The sequence below is a fragment of the Rhizorhabdus sp. P4_G6 genome (genome assembly GCF_056401045.1).
On sequence record NZ_JBFUKC010000021.1, the window covers coordinates 19,642 to 36,106 of the forward strand.

Consider the following 16,465-nt stretch of genomic DNA (forward strand, 5'->3'; position numbering starts at 1 on the left):
CAGAGAAGGAAATTCAGTTTATGGCTACTCCCGCAGCCGCAGGTTCCAACCCCTATGGCCTCATGGCCGCTCTCGAGCAGGGCGGTACGATTGCATGGACGGTTTTCATCATCCTCGTCGTGATGTCGGCGGCGTCCTGGTACATCATGTTTACGAAGCTGCTCGAGCAGCAGAAGATCCTGAACCAGGGCAAGCGCGCCCGCGCCACCTTCTGGACCGCGCCCAGCCTGCGCGACGGCCAGGCTAAGCTCGAGAAGAACTCGGCCTATCGCCAGATCGTCGACGACGGCCTGATCGCGCAGGACCAACACACCAAGCTGACCGACCCGGTCGATCAGCATGAATGGCTGACCGGTTCGCTCAGCCGCAGCCAGGCACTGGTAAACTCGAAGCTCGGCAATGGCCTCGCGGTTCTCGCGACGGTCGGTTCGACCTCGCCGTTCATTGGCCTGTTCGGTACCGTTATCGGTATTTACCGTGCGCTCATCAAGATTGGTGCTGCCGGTCAGGCTTCGATCGACGCCGTCGCCGGTCCGGTCGGTGAGGCTCTGATCATGACCGCGCTCGGTCTCGCCGTGGCCGTTCCGGCCGTCCTCGGCTACAACTGGCTGATCCGCCGCAACAAGGTGGTTGCAGAGCAACTGGCGGCCTTCTCGACCGATCTCCATGGCTACATGGTGTCGGCCGGTGCGGTGAAGCCCGCCACGAAGGCGGCTGCTCCGGCGCCTGCCGTCAAGAAGTAATCGGCGGACGGACGGCGGCGGGCGCACGCTGCGCCCGCCCCGTTCCCGAGGAAGTTATGGCCCGGAAACGGCGCGACGCGCCGATGCTCCGATACGCCGCCAAGTAGATAGGATTTGTGCCGATGGCCATGAGTGCGGGCCCCGCCGAAAACGACGCCCCGATGTCGGACATCAACACGACGCCGCTCGTCGACGTCATGCTGGTGCTTCTGATCATCTTTCTGATCACGGTTCCGGTCGTGATCCAGACCGTTCCCGTCAAGTTGCCCAATGTGGTGTTCGAGCCCACGACGACCAAGCCGGAAAATGTCGCACTGACCGTGCGCGCTTCCCCGAGCGGTGCCTGCCAGGTTTACTGGGGCCAGACCCCCGTGACCGCTCAGGAACTGATCGATCGTGCCGTCGTGAAGCTGCGCAAGGAAATCGATCGCCAGGGTGGTCCCAATGCCCCCGGTCTCGAATTGCCTGAGGTCCACATTCGCGGTGATATCAACACGCCCTATCGTTGCATCGGGGGCGCCGTGTACAACATGCAGCGCGCTGGATTCACCCGCGTCGGCTTCATTTCCGAGCCGCCGGCGGGCATGGTCCACGAGCGTATCTGATCTCGCTTTCGAGGAGTTTTAGTCATGGCAATGGCCGCAAGTACGACCGAAGGCGAGCCTATGATGGACATCAACACCACGCCGTTGATCGACGTGATGTTGGTGCTGCTGATCATGTTCATCATTACCATCCCGATCCAGACCCACGCTGTGAAGCTCGATCTGCCGGTCAATGACAACAACAGCAATCCTCCACCGGTCGATCCGGTGAAGAACAAGGTTGTGGTCACGCCGACCGGTGAGATTCTCTGGAATGGCAGCCCGATCGATCTGGTCCGGCTTCGGCAATATCTGGACATCACGCAGACGATGAACCCGATCCCCGAGCTGCATCTGCAACCCGATGCGCAGGCACGATATGTGCTGGTGGACCAGGTCTTGGCCGTCACCAAGCGTGCGCAGGTCGAGAAGATGGGTTTCGTCGGTAACGAAGCTTATGGCGGCGCCTTCTAAGGCCGCTGCAACAGTCTGAACAAGGAAAGGGCGGCCTCTCCGGGCCGCCCTTTTTGTTGGATGCTGTCGATGCCGACGCGGCGAGTGACGGCTCAGGCCAGTCCGGCATATTCCCGCAGCGGTGTTTCCGGACGGGCGCCGAAGTGCGAGATCACCTCGGCCGCCGCCAGGCCGGCGATGCGGGCGCATTCGCCGAGCGGCAGATCCCGGGTCAGCCCGTAGAGAAAGCCTGCGGCATAGAGGTCGCCCGCGCCTGTCGTGTCGACCACGCGCGCGACCGACGCGGCCGAGCTGCTGATCCGATCGGTGCCGCGCACCACCACCGAACCCTGGGCGCCGAGCGTGATCGCTGCAAGATCGACCATCCCGCTCACTTCGGCCAGCGCTGCCTCGATGTCATCGGTTTCGAACAGCGCCAGCAACTCCGCCTCATTCGCGAACAATATGTCGACTCGGTTTGCGACGAGATCGAGGAACGCCTCGCGATGCCGCATCACGCAGAAGGCGTCCGACAGCGAGAGCGCCACCTTCCGGCCCGCGTCATGGGCGATGTCGGCGGCACGGTGGAACGCGTCCTTCGCGTGCGGCTCGTCGTATAGATAGCCTTCGAGATAGGTGATCCTGGCGGAGGCGACCAGCGCCTCGTCGATGTCTGCCGCGGTCAGGTTCACGCAGGCACCGAGATAGGTGTTCATCGTCCGCTCGGCATCCGAGGTGACGAAGATGATGCAACGTGCCGTGGCGGGCCCGTCCGAGGCCATCGCGGTCGTGAAGCGCACGCCTCCGGCCAGCAGGTCGTGCCGGTAGGCCGCACCCAGTTCGTCGTCGCGCAGCTTGCCGATATAGCCGCAGGCCGCGCCTAGGGATCCCAGGCCCGCAATGGTGTTGCCGGCCGATCCGCCCGACGCGCGGGTGGCCGGGCCCATCGCGGCATAGAGCCGCTCGGCGGTGGGCTCGTCGATCAGGGTCATTCCGCCCTTGGCAAGCTGGTGCTGGTCGAGGAAATCGTCCTCGGCATGGGCGATCAGGTCGATGATCGCATTGCCGATCCCGACGACGTCGAGGGTCGCTTCGGTCATTATGTGCCCCTGCGCTGGGCGGGTGCGCCCGTGAAGAAATTGTGGCAAAGCCGGCTGCTCCATGCCGCGCGCGATCCGCGCGGGCAAGTCCAACTATGACTGAATGGCCGCCTCATGCTCGACGAACTCGGTGATCTCCTGTGCAAGGCCCGCGCCTGGGTCGGGGAGGGCCACGGCGTCGCGATCGCTACCGTCATCGAAACATGGGGATCGGCGCCGCGGCCGCGCGGCTCCCATGCGATCATCCGGGACGACGGATTGTTCGAGGGCTCGGTCAGCGGCGGATGCGTCGAAGGGGATGTCATCGTCGCGGCCCGGGCGCTGATCCGGTCGGGCGGGGGGCATGAACGGCACGACTATGGCGTACAGGGTGACAATGCCTGGGCCTTCGGCCTCGCCTGCGGCGGCAAGATTTCGGTCCTGATCCAGACGATCGACGCCGAGCATTATCCGCCCGGGCTGCTCGATCGCATCATCGCGCAACGCGGGCAGGGGCTCGGCCTTGCCGTCACCACCGACCTTGCCAACGGCACCAGCATCGAGACGTCTGCCGCGCGCGAGGCGAGCTACGTCAATCATTATCCTCCGCCGCTGCGCATGATGATCGTCGGCGCCGTGCATGTCGGCCAGAAGCTGGTGCCTCTGGCCCGGCAACTCGGCTATCATGTGCAATTGGTCGATCCGCGTGACAGCTTCGCCGCCGCGAGCCGCTTCGCCGACATCGAGATAGACACACGCTGGCCGGACGAGGCGTTCGCCGAATGGAGGCCTGACGCAGGTACCGCGGTGATCACGCTGACGCATGACGCCAAGATCGATGATCCTGCGCTGGCGGCCGCGCTGCGCAGCAATGCCTTCTACATTGCAGCGCTCGGCTCTCGGCGCACTCATGCGGCGAGGCTCGAGCGGCTCGCAGCGCTGGGCTTCGCGCCCGAGCTGCTCGCCCGCATAGATGGGCCGGCCGGGCTCGCGATCGGCGCGGCGACCCCTGCCGAGATCGCGCTATCGATCCTGGCGGGCGCGACGGCGGCGTTGCGCGGCGCGTGACGGTTGGCGCAATCCTCCTCGCGGCAGGGAGCGCGCGGCGGATGGGCGAGAACAAGCTGCTCGCGGATCTTGGCGGCAAGCCGCTCATCCTCCATGCCTGCGAGGCGATCGCCGCAGCCGGGCTGGGCGAACCGATCGTCGCGGTCGCGCCCGGCAGCAGGGTTGCGGCGCTGCTCGAGCGGCGGGCAGTAATCGTCGAGGCCGCCGATCACGCGCTCGGCATGGGCTGTTCTCTGGCGGCGGCGGCCCGCGTCGCACCACCTCACTGGCTGGCGGTGCTAGTCTGTCTCGGCGACATGCCCTTCGTTCGCGCGTCTACGCTGATCGCGATCGCGCAACGAGCATCGGCCGCTGCTATTGTCCGGCCATGCTACCAGCAGCGGCCCGGCAACCCCGTCCTGTGGGGACGACGGCATTTTGGCGAACTGGCGGGGTTGACCGGCGACCAGGGTGGGCGGGCGCTGTTCGCGCGCCATCCGGTGACGTTGCTGGATTGCGATGACCCAGGCGTGGAGATCGATGTCGATACGCCCGAGGCGCTGGAGCGGGCGCGGCGACTCTTCGCTGCATGACGAGTCCGGGTCAGAGCGTCCGTAACGCCGCCGCCGGCCGCGCCGCCAAGACGGGCAAGGACCCGAGCATGCCGATGCCCAGCGTGCCCGTCGCGCCGGCTGCCAACGTCGCCAGCACCACGCCCCAGTCTGGCGCCCAGCGAAGCTCGAAAATGCCGGTGACGATGGACCAGCCGGCCGCCGTGCCCGCCGCAAGCGCGAGCCCCGCGACGATGACGGAGAGCAGGGCATATTCGATAGCCTGCGCCGCGAGGATCTGGCGCCGGCTCGCGCCAAGCAGCTTGAGCAGGACGGCGTCGTAGAGACGAGCGCGTCGTGACGCGGCGATCGCGCCCATCAGCACTGCGACGCCTGCAGCCAGCGTCACCGATGCGACTGCCCGAATCGCCATCGCGAGTTGTCCAAACACCTGCGATAGCTGGTCGACGACGTCCTTGACGCGAATCAGCGACGCCGAAGGGAAAGCAGCGATGACCGCCTTGTTGATCGCCGCCTCGTGCGCATCGGGCAGGGTGATGGTCGCCATATAGCTGTGGGGCGCCGCTTCGAGCGTGCCCGGGGCGAAGACGATGCCGAAATTGAAGCCCATCGTCTCCCAATTCACCCGGCGGATGGAGGCGATCTTCGCATCGATCTCCACCCCGAGCACCGACAGCCTCATCGCATCGCCGGGCTTGAGGGCGAGAGCCTTGGCCGCCTGCTCCTCGATCGAGACGAGAGGGGGGCCGGCATAGTCGGCCGGCCACCATTTGCCCGCGACGATCTCATTGCCCTGCGGCAGTACCGAGGCATAGGTGAGGCCGCGGTCGCCGTTCAGGATCCAGGCCCCCTTGGGCACCGGTTTCATGTCGGCGACGCGGACGCCGCGCACTGCCACCACCGACCCGCGCAATGATGGCACGCTGGTGATCTGAGCGTCGGGCGCCTTGGAATGGACGGTGCGGCGGAACCGGTCGATCCCGTCGGTGGGCACGTCCAGTACGAAGAAGTTCGGTGCTGTCGCCGGGATGGTGCGCTCGATCTGGTTGGCGAGGTTGGTCTGCAGCACCGCGAGCATCACGAACAAGGTGAGGCCGAGGCCGAGCGCCACGATGAGCCGATCGGTCTGCGCCGCGGGCCTGTGCAGATTGGCGATGGCGAGGCGGAGCAGCGGCCGCCGAGGACGCGGAACAGCACGCGCGCCGCGGCGAACGAGCCACCCTATCCCGCCGAGCAGCGCGAAAACGGCGACGGTGCCCGCAAGAAAGCCGGCGCTGAGCAGGGGATCGCGGGCCGTGCCGATCGCGAGCGCCGCGATACCCGCGCCTGCGCCGGCCATGGGCGCCAGGACCGTCCAGCGGGGAAGGCCGAAGGGCTCGACCCGTGCCCTGAAGATCGCCGCGGGGCTGACCTGTCCTGCCCGGGCAAGCGGGGCGAGGCTGAAGAGCAAGGCGGCCAGCAGGCCATAGCCGGCGCTGACCAGCAGCGGCAGCGGGAAGAGTGTGAAATGCGGCTCGACGGGCAGCGCATCGCCGGCAATCTTGCCGACGAGCGCAGGGACGGCCGCGCCGGCCACCAGTCCTGCGACGACCGCGCCGGCTGCGACCAGGGCGATCTGGATCAGGTAGATGCGGAAGATGATGCGCGAGGACGCGCCGAGGATCTTCAGGGTCGCGATCCCCGGTCGCCGTTGGTCGAGCCAGGACGAGACTCCATTGCCGACCCCGATGCCGGCGACGATCAGCGCGGTCAGACCGACGAGGGTGAGGAATTGCCTGAGCTGCTCGACGGTACGCCGCAGCCCGCGCGCGGCATTGCTGCGATCCGTCACTTCCCAATTGGCGTCGTGAAATCGGTCGTCAAGCCGCTCGGCGATCGCATGCGCATCCTGATTGCCGGCAAGGCGGATGCGGTAACGGGTGGTGAAAAGGCTGCCGGGCTGGACCAGCCTGGTCGCTCCAAGCCCTTGCTGCGACAGCAGGATCGTTGGTCCAAGGGTGAAGCCCTCGCCGACCCGGTCGGGTTCGTCGACGATTAGGCCGATCACGCGCAGGCTCGTGTCGCCGACGTGGATGCGGTCGCCAAGGCGGACAGACAGCCGCTCGGCGAGTTCGGGGGCTATGGCGACATCGAGCCCGGCGGGACGGGGGCGCAACGCCCCCGGTGCTAGCTTGAGCGCGCCGTAGAGCGGCCAGCGATCATCGACACCCTTCAGTTCGGCGAGCACCGACGCCTCGGCATCGAGGCGCGACGCCATCGCCCGCATGCGAATGCTGGCCGAGACGATTCCGACCCGGCCAAATGCTGTGCGCTCGACGGGCGTCGCCTCGCGCTGGGCAACTCGCATTTCGATGTCGCCGCCCAATATCTCCTGGCCGCGGGCGTCAAGCTCGGCGGTGATCGCCTCGCCGAGGCTGCCCACGCCGGCCAGCCCGGCAACGCCCAGAAACAGGCATATGATCAGCAGGCGCAGCCCTCGCAAGCCGCCGCGCATCTCGCGCAGCGCCAGCCTCCAGGCGATGGTCATGCGGCCGACCGGTCGGATATGATCTGCCCGTCGCGCATCTCGACGACGCGGCGACAGCGTTTGGCGAGTTCGGGATCATGGGTGATCACCAGCAGCGTGGCGCCCGTTTCGCGCTGGCGATCGAACAGCAGGTCCATGATCCCCGCGCCGGTCGCCGCGTCGAGATTGCCGGTGGGCTCATCCGCGAACAGGATTACGGGGCGGGGCGCGGTCGCCCTGGCGATGGCGACGCGCTGCTGCTCACCGCCTGACAGCTGGGCCGGATAATGGTCGAGCCGATGGCCCAGGCCGACTGCCTCGAGCTCCGCGCGTGCCCATGCAAAGGCATCGGCTTCGCCGGCGAGCTCAAGTGGAACGGCGACATTCTCCAGCGCGGTCATTGTCGGCAACAGATGAAAGGCCTGCAGGATAATGCCGATCCGTCCGCGCCGCGCGGCGGCGAGGCCATCCTCGTCGAGACGCGTGAAATCGAGACCTGCCACGCTGATGCTGCCAGCGTCGGCCCGCTCCAGTCCTGACAGGATCGCCATCAGCGATGACTTGCCCGAGCCCGACGGGCCAAGCAGCGCGACCGTTTCACCGCTGCCGATAGCGAGATCGATGCTTTTCAGGATCTCGACCCGCGCCGACCCCTTGCCTAGCGCGAGACGAAGGGCGCTGGCGTCGATGATGGGTGATGTCATGCCGGCGAAGCGATCCTGTTCGTTGCTGTACTGCAACATGAGGATCGTCGGCGGCACTATCAATGGGTGAGGCGAGGCTTCGCGACGATTCCGGCCAGTCGACCGGCGGCGAGATCGAGGAATCCGGGAAAGCTCAGGCGGCCTTGGGTCCCTGGACCGCTATACGCTGCAACTCCGGTAGCGCTCGCTCAAGCGCGGTCTGGTGCGTGTCGTCGCAGCGCGGCATGCGGTTCCAGGCGTCGAGGGCCGCAATTTTGTACGCCTCCGCGAGCGTTGGATAATTGAACGTGTTCTCGACGAAATAGTCGAGCGTTCCGCCGAGGTTGAGCACCGCCTGGCCGATGTGGATCAGTTCCGTCGCGCTTTCGCCGATGATGTGGACACCGAGCAGGCGGCGGTCCTCGAGCGCGAAGACCATCTTCATCATGCCCGCCTGCATGCCCATGATATGGCCGCGCGATGTCTCGCGGAACCGCGCGATGCCGCATTCATAGGGGATACCGCGGTCGCGCACTTCCTGCTCGGACAGGCCGACCGTGGAAATCTCGGGCACTGCGTAGATGCCATAGGGGAAATAAGCGGGGGCGGGTGGCATGGGCGCGCCAAAGGCGTGACAGGCGGCGATGCGGCCCTGCTCCATCGATGTGGAGGCAAGGCTGGGGAAGCCGATCACGTCTCCGGCGGCATAGATATGCGGAACGTCGGTCTGGAGCGTGACCGGGTCGACGGTCAACCGGCCGCGGCTGTCGGCTTCGAGACCGCAATTCTCCAGCCCCAGCGCACCGGTCGCGCCGATGCGTCCCGCCGCATAGAGCAGCATTTCCGAACGAATACGGCGGCCATCGTCGAGCACCGAGATCGGCCAGCCCTGGCCGTCGACCTCGACCCGCTCGACCTTGGAACCGAGCCGGATCGTCATGCCGCGGTCGCGCAACTGGTGGACGAAGTCGTCGATTATCTCGCGGTCCACGAAATCGAGGAAGGTCTCGCGGGGTTCTATCAGCGTGACCGGCACGTCGAGCGCCGAGAAGATGGTGGCATATTCGATGCCGATCACGCCGGCACCGATCACGGTCAGGCTGCGCGGCACGCGCGGGTTTGCGATCAGGCTGTCGCTGTCTAGAATGGTGCTGTCGTTGAACGGTATCGAAGCGGGGCGATAGGGATTGGTCCCCACAGCGATCAGCACGCGCTCGGCTTCGAAGATGTGGACGTCGCCCCTCGGCCCCGTCACGGCGATCTCGTGCGGGCTACGGAATTGGGCCGCACCCTCGACCGTCCGCACGCCGTTACGGGTGAACTGATGCTCGAGCACGTCGATTTCGTGCTCCAGCGTCATCTTCAGGCGGGCATTGAGGTCCTTGCCCTGAATGTCCTTCTTGACGCGATAGGCCCGGCCGTAAAAGCCCCGCTCGCGCCAGCCAGTCAGATTCAACACGGTTTCGCGCAGCGTCTTCGACGGGATGGTGCCGGTGTGCACCGACACTCCGCCAACCCGAAAGCGGTTCTCGACGACCAGGGTCGACTTGCCCAGCTTCGCAGCCTGGATGGCGGCGCGGCGTCCCGCCGGCCCGCTGCCAATGACGATCAGTTCGTAACGCATCACATCCCCCAGATTAACCCGTGCTCGCGAGTCCGACGCCCCCTCTTACGCCCGGAGCCTTGAAAACATGGTTAACGCCCGGTCTGGGGCAGTAACGACCGAGCTTGATGGAACATCCGCGGAAATGATGGCCGGGAGAATGAATGAGCCCAAAGCAAAAGGCCCGCCTCTTTCGAGACGGGCCTTTCCTCAGCCAGGCTGAACGATCACACTTTGAGCTTGGGCTTGGTGCCACCCTTTTTCGGGCGCTTCGGTGCCGCCGGGACGAGCTCGAACGACAGCGCGAAGTCCTTCAACTTCACCTTGACCTCGCCGCCATGGACCAACTTGCCGAAGAGCAATTCCTCGGCCAGCGGCTGCTTGATCTTTTCCTGGATCAGGCGGCCCATCGGGCGAGCGCCGTAGAGCTTGTCATAGCCCTTGTTGGTCAGCCAGGTCTTGGCTTCCTCGTCGAGGCTGATGTGGACGTCGCGGTCCGCCAGCTGCAGTTCGAGCTGGAGGATGAACTTCTCGACGACGCGTGAGACGACCTCGGTCGGCAGATAGCCGAACGGCACGATCGCATCGAGGCGGTTGCGGAACTCCGGCGTGAACATCTTCTTGACCGCTTCCTCGTCCTCGCCCTCGCGGGTGAGGTTGCCGAAGCCCACCGTCTCGCGCGCCATGTCGGACGCACCGGCGTTGGTGGTCATGATCAGGATGGTGTTGCGGAAGTCCACCGTCTTGCCGTGGTGATCGGTCAGCTTGCCGTTATCCATCACCTGCAGCAGGATGTTGAACAGGTCCGGATGCGCCTTTTCGATCTCGTCGAGCAGCAGCACGCAATGCGGATGCTGGTCAACGGCATCGGTCAGAAGGCCGCCCTGGTCATAGCCGACATAGCCCGGAGGGGCGCCGATCAGGCGGCTGACCGAATGCCGCTCCATATATTCCGACATGTCGAAGCGCTGCAGCGGAATGCCCAGGATCGATGCCAGCTGGCGCGCGACTTCCGTCTTGCCGACGCCGGTGGGGCCGGAGAACAGATAGTTGCCGATCGGCTTGTCCGGATCGCGCAGCCCCGCGCGGCTGAGCTTGATCGCCGAGGAGAGGATCTCGATCGCCTTGTCCTGGCCGAACACGACGCGCTTGAGATCGGTCTCGAGCGAACCGAGCGTCTTCTTGTCGTCGGTCGAGACCGACTTCGCCGGTATGCGCGCCATCGTCGCGATCACGGCCTCGATCTCCTTGGGCGTGATCACCTTCTTGCGCTTGGCCGGCGGCACCAGCATCTGCGAAGCGCCGACCTCATCGATCACGTCGATCGCCTTGTCGGGCTGCTTGCGGTCGTTGATGTAGCGCGACGAAAGCTCCACCGCGGCCTTGATGGCATCGGGCGTGTACTTGACGTGGTGATGCTCCTCGAACGCGGTGCGCAGGCCGGTGATGATCTTGATCGTATCCTCGATCGTCGGCTCGTTCACATCAATCTTCTGGAAGCGCCGCAGCAGCGCGCGGTCCTTCTCGAAATGGTTGCGGAACTCCTTGTAGGTGGTCGAGCCGATGCAGCGGATCGTGCCGCCCGACAGCGCCGGCTTGAGCAGGTTGGAGGCATCCATTGCGCCGCCCGATGTTGCGCCCGCGCCGATCACCGTGTGGATCTCATCGATGAACAGCACCGCATGGGGCAGCTTTTCGAGCTCGGTGACGACCTGCTTGAGGCGCTCCTCGAAATCGCCGCGATAGCGGGTGCCGGCGAGCAGCGCGCCCATGTCGAGCGAGTAGATCACCGCCGGCAACAGCACCTCGGGAACGTCGCCCTCGACGATCTTGCGCGCGAGCCCTTCCGCGATTGCGGTCTTGCCGACGCCGGGATCACCCACATAGAGCGGGTTGTTCTTCGAGCGGCGGCACAGGATCTGGACGGTGCGATCGACCTCGGGGCCGCGGCCGATCAGCGGATCGACCTTCCCGTTCTTGGCCTTCTCGTTGAGGTTGACGCAGAACTGCTTGAGCGCGCTTTCCCCCTTCTTGCCGTCCGCCTTGGCCTGGCTCTTTTCCTCTTCGGCGCCCTTCACTTCGCGTTGCTCCGTGGGTTGTCCGGCCTTGCCGACTCCGTGGCTGATGAAGCTGACCGCGTCGAGGCGGCTCATGTCCTGCTGCTGCAGGAAGAAGACGGCATAGCTTTCGCGCTCGCTGAACAGGGCGACGAGCACATTCGCGCCCGTCACCTCCTCGCGGCCGGAGGACTGGACATGGAGGATAGCGCGCTGGACGACACGCTGGAAACCGCTGGTCGGCGAGGGATCGGTCTCACCCTCGACCTTGAGGGCGTCGAGTTCGGTATCGAGATAGTTGGTGACGGCGTTGCGAAGCTCGGAGAGGTCGACGCCGCAGGCGATCATCACCTTCGAGGCATGCTCGTCGGCGATCAGGGCGAGCAGCAGATGCTCCAGCGTCGCATATTCATGGCGCCGGCTGCTGGCAGCGCTCAGCGCGTTGTGCAGCGTCTGTTCGAGTTCGCGGGCGAATGAAGGCATGGTTATCTTACTCCGTGCGGCATGGACCGAGCCATGCCGGTAGCCTATATGTCGGGTGCCCAGGCCCGTTCATCAAGAACCAGCCTCTGTCGAGACAGCGGGACGCCGACCTCGACAGCGCGCCTTCATCGCTTGAATAGGCTTTCAGCTGTTGCGCGATGGTTAACGGCTTTTTTAATTTTTTCGCGACAGCGGGCAATTTCGGTATCGAGCGCGGCGATCCGGACTTCGAGTTCGTCCACCGACAGGTGATCGATGTCCTGCCGGATGAGTTGCTGCACCGGGTCGTCGGGGCGCTTGGCGAAAAGATCGTCGGGCTCCATGGGCACAGCGTTGACCGCTGCGGGGCGCATGTCAATAAACCCTTCGGTGGACGGCCGGTGCCACGCGAAAAAGAGGGGCTAGATGGCCGAAATTCCCGATTGGATGACGGCGATCGACCCCGCGGACAAGGGCGGCCCGGAGATTCTGCTTCCGGTTCGCCGGCCCGTGCCACAACCGGGCACGGGCCAATTGTTGATTCGCGTGGCAGCCGCAGGGGTAAACCGGCCGGATATTGCCCAGCGGATTGGCGCCTATCCGCCGCCTCCCGGTGCGCCGACCGTCCCCGGCCTCGAAGTCGCGGGCGAGGTCGTTGCCCTGGGGGAGGGGACTCAGCGGGAGCTGCTCGGCCAGCCGGTCTGCGCGCTCCTCGCGGGTGGCGGCTATGCCGAATATGCCGTCGCCGACGCCGGGCTGTGCCTGCCGGTGCCGAACACCCTGTCGATGATCGAAGCGGCGGCGATTCCAGAGACGCTGTTCACGGTGTGGAGCAACCTGTTCGAGCGCGCTTATGTAGGCGAGGGGGATCAGGTGTTGATCCACGGCGGCACCAGCGGAATCGGCACCATGGCGATCCTGCTCGGTCGGATCTTCCAGGTGCAGGTCATCGTTACCGTCGGTTCGGACGAGAAATGTGCCGCGGCGCTGAAGCTGGGGGCCGCCCACGCGATCAACTATCGCTCCCACGATTTCGTCGAGGAGGTGCGGCGCATCACCGGCGGGCGAGGCGTCGATGCGGTGCTGGACATGGTCGGCGGCGACTATCTGCCGCGCAACATCGCTTGCCTCGCGGAGGATGGCCGGCACGTCTCCATTGCGGTGCTCCGGGGCGCCAAGGCCGAGATCCCGATCTGGAAGGTCATGCAGAAGAGACTGACCCTCACCGGATCGACGCTGCGGCCGCGCAGCGTGGAATTCAAGGCGCTGGTGGCGAGCGAAATCGCATCGGTGGTGTGGCCGCATGTCGAGGAGGGACGGTTAAAGCCGGTCATCGACGCCACTTTTCCGCTAGCCGAGGCCGCGGCGGCGCATCGGCGCATGGACGAGGATCATATCGGGAAAGTGGTGCTGGAGGTGGGCCCGGCTATGCGGTGAACGACCCCTTCCGCTCGCGCGGCTGACACAAGGCGGGCCGGGCAATGGATTGCCCGGCCCTTCGCGTCTTTACTTGTCCAGCATCTTCGCATGATCGAGATGCTTCTGGACGGTCGGGGCGATTTCCGCCGCTACGGCCTTCAGCGACGGCGTGTCACCACGTTCGGCATAATCGCGCATCATCGCCAACGTGGTCTGGTGCGCCGCGACCTGCCCGTCGATATAGGCCTCGTCGAAGTCAGCGCCCTTCTTCTTGCCCAGTTCTGCGAGATCCTCGTTCTGATCCTCGGTCAGCGCGGGATCGGGGGTAATGGCCGGACTGGCCTTGCCCGCGGCAGCCTTGATCTTGCTCGTCGAGTCCGTATGCGCCTTGATCATCTCGGCGGCAAAGTCCTTGACCTCCTTAGAGGTGGCGTTGGCCTGCGCCAGCTTTGACGTCGCGATCTCGAAGGCGTCCGACTTGGCCGCGGTGTTGGCGAAGTCCATGCCGTTCGGGGTGGGCGACATCGCCTGCTTCACGTCCACCATCGCATTAGAAGCCATTGCGCCTGCGCTATCGGCGGTTTCGCTGGCGCTGTTGGCGGCGCCCTGCGCGGCCTGCTCGGATTTGTTGCAGCCCGCTAGGCTGAGCGCCAACACACCGACAGTCGCGACTAATATATGTTTCATGGGTCTCTCCTCCGTGGCGGACGGGCTAAACGACCCAAGGTCGACGGCGTTCCGGGACCGTGCCGAACGAGCAGGCTCAGCCTTGCTCGGCCATGATCCGGGCGAACATCAGCGCATCGCCGATTGCCGCCATGGCTGCGGTGTTATCGAAGATGCACCAGCTGTCGCAGGCCGAGCCTGCGCGGAGCGTAGCGGCATAGCCGCGCAGCCGACCCTCGCCATAGGCCGACCGATAGATGACCGGTGATCCGTGCAGTCGGAAATAGCGCAGCCCGGGCCAGCCGCCGGGATCGGACGCCTCCGGCACCCGGGCCGGATCGGCGGCGACACGCGCGACGCGGCGCTCGGCCAGCGATGCTTCGGCTTCGGGCGTGAACCAGCTGGCGTGGCGCGGCTCCCAGGCGATCGGCGCCGCGATAGCCGCCCGGAGAGCCGCAAGGAATGCATTCGCGACCCCTGCGTCGAAGGCAAGCTTAGGCGGGAGCTGCACCAGCACCGCGCCCAGCTTTTCGCCAAGGCCTGCTATCTGATCGGCGAACGTCTCGATATGGCGCTCGGAATCGACCAAGCGGAGCTGGTGGGTGATCTGTTTCGGAAGCTTGACTGAAAAGCGAAACTCGGGCGGCACGGTTTCAGCCCATCGACGATAGGTGTCGAAGCGGTGCGGGCGGTGGAAACTGCTGTTGATCTCGACCGCGTTGAACCGCGCGGCGTAGCGTTCGAGATGCGACCCGCCGTGCGGGAATTCGGGTCGATCCCGCGATGCGATCGACCAGCCGGCGGTGCCGACGAAGATGCACCCGGTTGTCTCGCGCGTGAAGCGGAAATGGTCCCGGATGCGCGCGTTGAAGAATTGCCCCTTGGATCTGGCGCTGCGCATCGCCTTGACCAGCGCGGCGGGCACGTCATGATAGCTATAGCGCCGTCCCGTCACGAACTGGACGTTGAGCCGGCGGTTGGGTTCGTCATAATCGAAACGGCGGATGACGCTGGAAGGCATGGGGCGGGAACGCGCAGCTCGCGGTCAGGCTCCTGGGCCGCTGCCGTCAACGAACAGATGGACCACATCGGCCTCGGGCATGGCCGATTCTACCAACAGGGTGCGGTGGCAGCAGGCCGGGTCGCGTTCGAAGCAGAGCAGCGCGGTCGGGCGTTCCTGCGCGAGATCGCGGAGCTGCGCCGCCTGCACCATCGCCTCGGGCAGATCGAGTTGCGCCGAATATATCCGCCGCAATGTGTAGAGATCGTGCTTGCGCGCCGCTTCGCGGCCTTCCGGCGGGGTGCCGAGCGCCTTCAGGCCGACGTAGTCGATGCCGGCCTCGCGGAGGCCGGCGGCGAGGATGTTCTTCGAGAAGCCCGGTCGACGCGACAGCGGGACCGCACGAACGTCGGCAAGCAACTTCACCCCGGCGAGTCTCAGGCGCTCGACCAGCTCCGACTGGGTCGCCCCTTCATAGCCGATCGTGAAGATGCGCATCGGCGCGGTCGCTTCAGCTCTTGTTGTTGCGGTTCGCGTAGAGAAGCGCCGCCACGATCGCTGCCGAGCCCACGCCGATAGCGGCGCCCACGACGGCGGTCTTCTTGGTGATCTTGGGTGCCTGCTTGCCCTTGTTTTCCTTTACGGGTCCGGGCGTACTGCTGTCGTTCAACGCGATCTCTCCTGCTGTCTGGTCCGTCATATTCGGCGCTAACGGGTGAGGAAAGCAAGAAGGTCCATGTTGAGTCGTTCCGGCGCCGTGGCGAATAGCCCATGGGGTTCGCCTTCATATTCGAGCAGCGTGGCATGCGGAATTGCTTTCGCGGCGGCGCGCCCTGTCGGGTCGATCGGCACCGTCTTGTCAGCGGTGCCATGGATGATGAGGGTCGGCACGGTGAAGGCGGCCAGATCGGGCCGGAAATCGGTGGTGCCGAAGGCATCGATGCATTCGATCGTCGCCTTGGGGCTGGCCATGATCGCCAGCATGAAAGTCCAGTCGAGAAGCTCCTTGCTGACCGGATGGGAGGCAAGGCCGGCACCGTAGAACGCCTTGGCGAAGCTCCCGAGGAAGGCGAAGCGGTCCTTGCGGATATCGCGCTTCATCTCGGCGAAGACGCTGTATTCGATGCCCTCGGGATTATCTTCCTCCTTGAGCAGATAGGGGACAACCGAGCTGACGAGCGCCACCTTGGCGACGCGTCCGACGCCGTATCTGGACAGGTAGCGCGCGATCTCGCCGCCGCCCATCGAGAAGCCGACCAGCGTCGCCTGCTGCAGGTCCCGCTTTTCCAAGATGTCGGCGAGATCGTCGGCGAATCTGTCGTAATCATAGCCATTTGCGGGGTGGCTGGAATGGCCGAACCCGCGCCTGTCATAGGCAATCACGCGGTAGCCGGCCTCGAGCAATGCAACCGTCTGATATTCCCACATGTCGCCGCTCAACGGCCAGCCATGGATCAGCACCACCGGCTCGCCGGAGCCCAGATCCTTGACATGCAGGGTCGAACCGTCGCGCGCGGATAGGGTGCTCATTATGGGCGTCTCCTCTGGGAAGGCCGTTAAACCCGGCGACCATCGAGAGGTTCCGAGGGGC

At 65.3% G+C, this 16,465-nt stretch carries 17 protein-coding genes; 6 read left to right on the forward strand and 11 right to left on the reverse strand.

Features of this window, described 5'->3' with window-relative positions:
* The first annotated feature begins 20 nt into the window (after positions 1-20).
* The 3 genes from AC1DPF_RS16345 (at position 21) to AC1DPF_RS16355 (ending at position 1,801) form a co-directional block, all read left to right on the forward strand.
* A complete protein-coding gene (locus AC1DPF_RS16345; RefSeq protein WP_477866135.1) occupies positions 21-743 on the forward strand; it encodes a MotA/TolQ/ExbB proton channel family protein in 723 nt (240 codons plus the stop codon).
* A 122-nt stretch (positions 744-865) separates the two neighbouring features.
* Complete coding sequence (locus AC1DPF_RS16350; RefSeq protein ID WP_477866947.1) at positions 866-1,348, forward strand: ExbD/TolR family protein; 483 nt, start codon at positions 866-868, stop codon at positions 1,346-1,348.
* Between the two features lie 24 nt (positions 1,349-1,372).
* Entirely contained in the window at positions 1,373-1,801 is a 429-nt protein-coding gene (locus AC1DPF_RS16355) for an ExbD/TolR family protein (protein WP_477866137.1), read from the forward strand.
* A 92-nt stretch (positions 1,802-1,893) separates the two neighbouring features.
* Here the strand turns inward: AC1DPF_RS16355 and AC1DPF_RS16360 are convergent, their stop codons facing one another.
* Entirely contained in the window at positions 1,894-2,880 is a 987-nt protein-coding gene (locus AC1DPF_RS16360; protein WP_477866139.1) for an adenosine kinase, read from the reverse strand.
* A gap of 114 nt (positions 2,881-2,994) precedes the next feature.
* Here AC1DPF_RS16360 and AC1DPF_RS16365 point away from each other — a divergent pair, with 114 nt between their 5' ends.
* Both AC1DPF_RS16365 and AC1DPF_RS16370 read left to right on the forward strand, forming a co-directional pair.
* Positions 2,995-3,927 carry an XdhC family protein gene (locus AC1DPF_RS16365; protein ID WP_477866141.1) on the forward strand — a complete coding sequence of 311 codons (933 nt, stop codon included), beginning with the start codon at positions 2,995-2,997 and terminating at the stop codon, positions 3,925-3,927.
* Positions 3,924-4,499, forward strand: a complete 576-nt coding sequence (locus AC1DPF_RS16370) for a nucleotidyltransferase family protein (protein WP_477866143.1) — start codon at positions 3,924-3,926, stop codon at positions 4,497-4,499. Before AC1DPF_RS16365 ends, AC1DPF_RS16370 begins: the two co-directional genes overlap by 4 nt.
* Positions 4,500-4,509: 10 nt before the next feature.
* On the opposite strand, the gene AC1DPF_RS16375 is transcribed toward AC1DPF_RS16370, so the two are convergent.
* The 5 genes from AC1DPF_RS16375 to AC1DPF_RS16395 form a co-directional block, all read right to left on the reverse strand.
* Positions 4,510-7,005 carry an ABC transporter permease gene (locus AC1DPF_RS16375; RefSeq protein WP_477866145.1) on the reverse strand — a complete coding sequence of 832 codons (2,496 nt, stop codon included), beginning with the start codon at positions 7,003-7,005 and terminating at the stop codon, positions 4,510-4,512.
* Positions 7,002-7,688 (reverse strand): ABC transporter ATP-binding protein, encoded by a 687-nt coding sequence (locus tag AC1DPF_RS16380; RefSeq protein ID WP_477866949.1) that lies wholly within the window; start codon positions 7,686-7,688, stop codon positions 7,002-7,004. The genes AC1DPF_RS16375 and AC1DPF_RS16380 overlap by 4 nt, the downstream gene beginning before the upstream one ends.
* 133 nt (positions 7,689-7,821) lie before the next feature.
* A complete protein-coding gene (gene sthA / locus AC1DPF_RS16385) occupies positions 7,822-9,291 on the reverse strand; it encodes a Si-specific NAD(P)(+) transhydrogenase (protein WP_477866147.1) in 1,470 nt (489 codons plus the stop codon).
* Between the two features lie 206 nt (positions 9,292-9,497).
* Positions 9,498-11,810 (reverse strand): ATP-dependent Clp protease ATP-binding subunit ClpA, encoded by a 2,313-nt coding sequence (clpA, locus tag AC1DPF_RS16390; RefSeq protein WP_477962387.1) that lies wholly within the window; start codon positions 11,808-11,810, stop codon positions 9,498-9,500.
* A 125-nt stretch (positions 11,811-11,935) separates the two neighbouring features.
* Positions 11,936-12,133 carry a DUF1192 domain-containing protein gene (locus AC1DPF_RS16395; protein ID WP_477866151.1) on the reverse strand — a complete coding sequence of 66 codons (198 nt, stop codon included), beginning with the start codon at positions 12,131-12,133 and terminating at the stop codon, positions 11,936-11,938.
* Between the two features lie 82 nt (positions 12,134-12,215).
* On the opposite strand from AC1DPF_RS16395, the gene AC1DPF_RS16400 reads away from it, so the two are divergent.
* On the forward strand, positions 12,216-13,226 hold the full coding sequence (locus tag AC1DPF_RS16400; protein WP_477962389.1) for an NAD(P)H-quinone oxidoreductase: 1,011 nt from the start codon (positions 12,216-12,218) through the stop codon (positions 13,224-13,226).
* A gap of 69 nt (positions 13,227-13,295) precedes the next feature.
* Here the strand turns inward: AC1DPF_RS16400 and AC1DPF_RS16405 are convergent, their stop codons facing one another.
* The 5 genes from AC1DPF_RS16405 to AC1DPF_RS16425 form a co-directional block, all read right to left on the reverse strand.
* Positions 13,296-13,895, reverse strand: coding sequence for a DUF4142 domain-containing protein (locus AC1DPF_RS16405; protein WP_477866155.1), 600 nt, complete (start codon positions 13,893-13,895; stop codon positions 13,296-13,298).
* Between the two features lie 76 nt (positions 13,896-13,971).
* The gene (locus tag AC1DPF_RS16410) at positions 13,972-14,895 is read right to left on the reverse strand and encodes a DUF72 domain-containing protein (protein ID WP_477962391.1); all 924 of its coding nucleotides are present in this window, start codon (positions 14,893-14,895) and stop codon (positions 13,972-13,974) included.
* Between the two features lie 24 nt (positions 14,896-14,919).
* Positions 14,920-15,372, reverse strand: coding sequence for a DUF488 domain-containing protein (locus AC1DPF_RS16415; RefSeq protein ID WP_477962394.1), 453 nt, complete (start codon positions 15,370-15,372; stop codon positions 14,920-14,922).
* A 13-nt stretch (positions 15,373-15,385) separates the two neighbouring features.
* Entirely contained in the window at positions 15,386-15,574 is a 189-nt protein-coding gene (locus AC1DPF_RS16420) for a hypothetical protein (protein WP_477866163.1), read from the reverse strand.
* Positions 15,575-15,582: 8 nt separating this feature from the next.
* Complete coding sequence (locus AC1DPF_RS16425) at positions 15,583-16,404, reverse strand: alpha/beta fold hydrolase (RefSeq protein WP_477866165.1); 822 nt, start codon at positions 16,402-16,404, stop codon at positions 15,583-15,585.
* Between the last annotated feature and the right edge of the window lie 61 nt (positions 16,405-16,465).

Coding starts and splice junctions, on each gene's coding strand:
- AC1DPF_RS16345 (WP_477866135.1), top strand. CDS start 21: ATGGCTACTCCCGCAGCCGCAGGTTCCAACCCCTATGGCCTCATGGCC.
- AC1DPF_RS16350 (WP_477866947.1), top strand. CDS start 866: ATGGCCATGAGTGCGGGCCCCGCCGAAAACGACGCCCCGATGTCGGAC.
- AC1DPF_RS16355 (WP_477866137.1), top strand. CDS start 1,373: ATGGCAATGGCCGCAAGTACGACCGAAGGCGAGCCTATGATGGACATC.
- AC1DPF_RS16360 (WP_477866139.1), bottom strand. CDS start 2,880: ATGACCGAAGCGACCCTCGACGTCGTCGGGATCGGCAATGCGATCATC.
- AC1DPF_RS16365 (WP_477866141.1), top strand. CDS start 2,995: ATGCTCGACGAACTCGGTGATCTCCTGTGCAAGGCCCGCGCCTGGGTC.
- AC1DPF_RS16375 (WP_477866145.1), bottom strand. CDS start 7,005: ATGACCATCGCCTGGAGGCTGGCGCTGCGCGAGATGCGCGGCGGCTTG.
- AC1DPF_RS16380 (WP_477866949.1), bottom strand. CDS start 7,688: ATGACATCACCCATCATCGACGCCAGCGCCCTTCGTCTCGCGCTAGGC.
- sthA (WP_477866147.1), bottom strand. CDS start 9,291: ATGCGTTACGAACTGATCGTCATTGGCAGCGGGCCGGCGGGACGCCGC.
- clpA (WP_477962387.1), bottom strand. CDS start 11,810: ATGCCTTCATTCGCCCGCGAACTCGAACAGACGCTGCACAACGCGCTG.
- AC1DPF_RS16395 (WP_477866151.1), bottom strand. CDS start 12,133: ATGGAGCCCGACGATCTTTTCGCCAAGCGCCCCGACGACCCGGTGCAG.
- AC1DPF_RS16400 (WP_477962389.1), top strand. CDS start 12,216: ATGGCCGAAATTCCCGATTGGATGACGGCGATCGACCCCGCGGACAAG.
- AC1DPF_RS16405 (WP_477866155.1), bottom strand. CDS start 13,895: ATGAAACATATATTAGTCGCGACTGTCGGTGTGTTGGCGCTCAGCCTA.
- AC1DPF_RS16410 (WP_477962391.1), bottom strand. CDS start 14,895: ATGCCTTCCAGCGTCATCCGCCGTTTCGATTATGACGAACCCAACCGC.
- AC1DPF_RS16415 (WP_477962394.1), bottom strand. CDS start 15,372: ATGCGCATCTTCACGATCGGCTATGAAGGGGCGACCCAGTCGGAGCTG.
- AC1DPF_RS16420 (WP_477866163.1), bottom strand. CDS start 15,574: ATGACGGACCAGACAGCAGGAGAGATCGCGTTGAACGACAGCAGTACG.
- AC1DPF_RS16425 (WP_477866165.1), bottom strand. CDS start 16,404: ATGAGCACCCTATCCGCGCGCGACGGTTCGACCCTGCATGTCAAGGAT.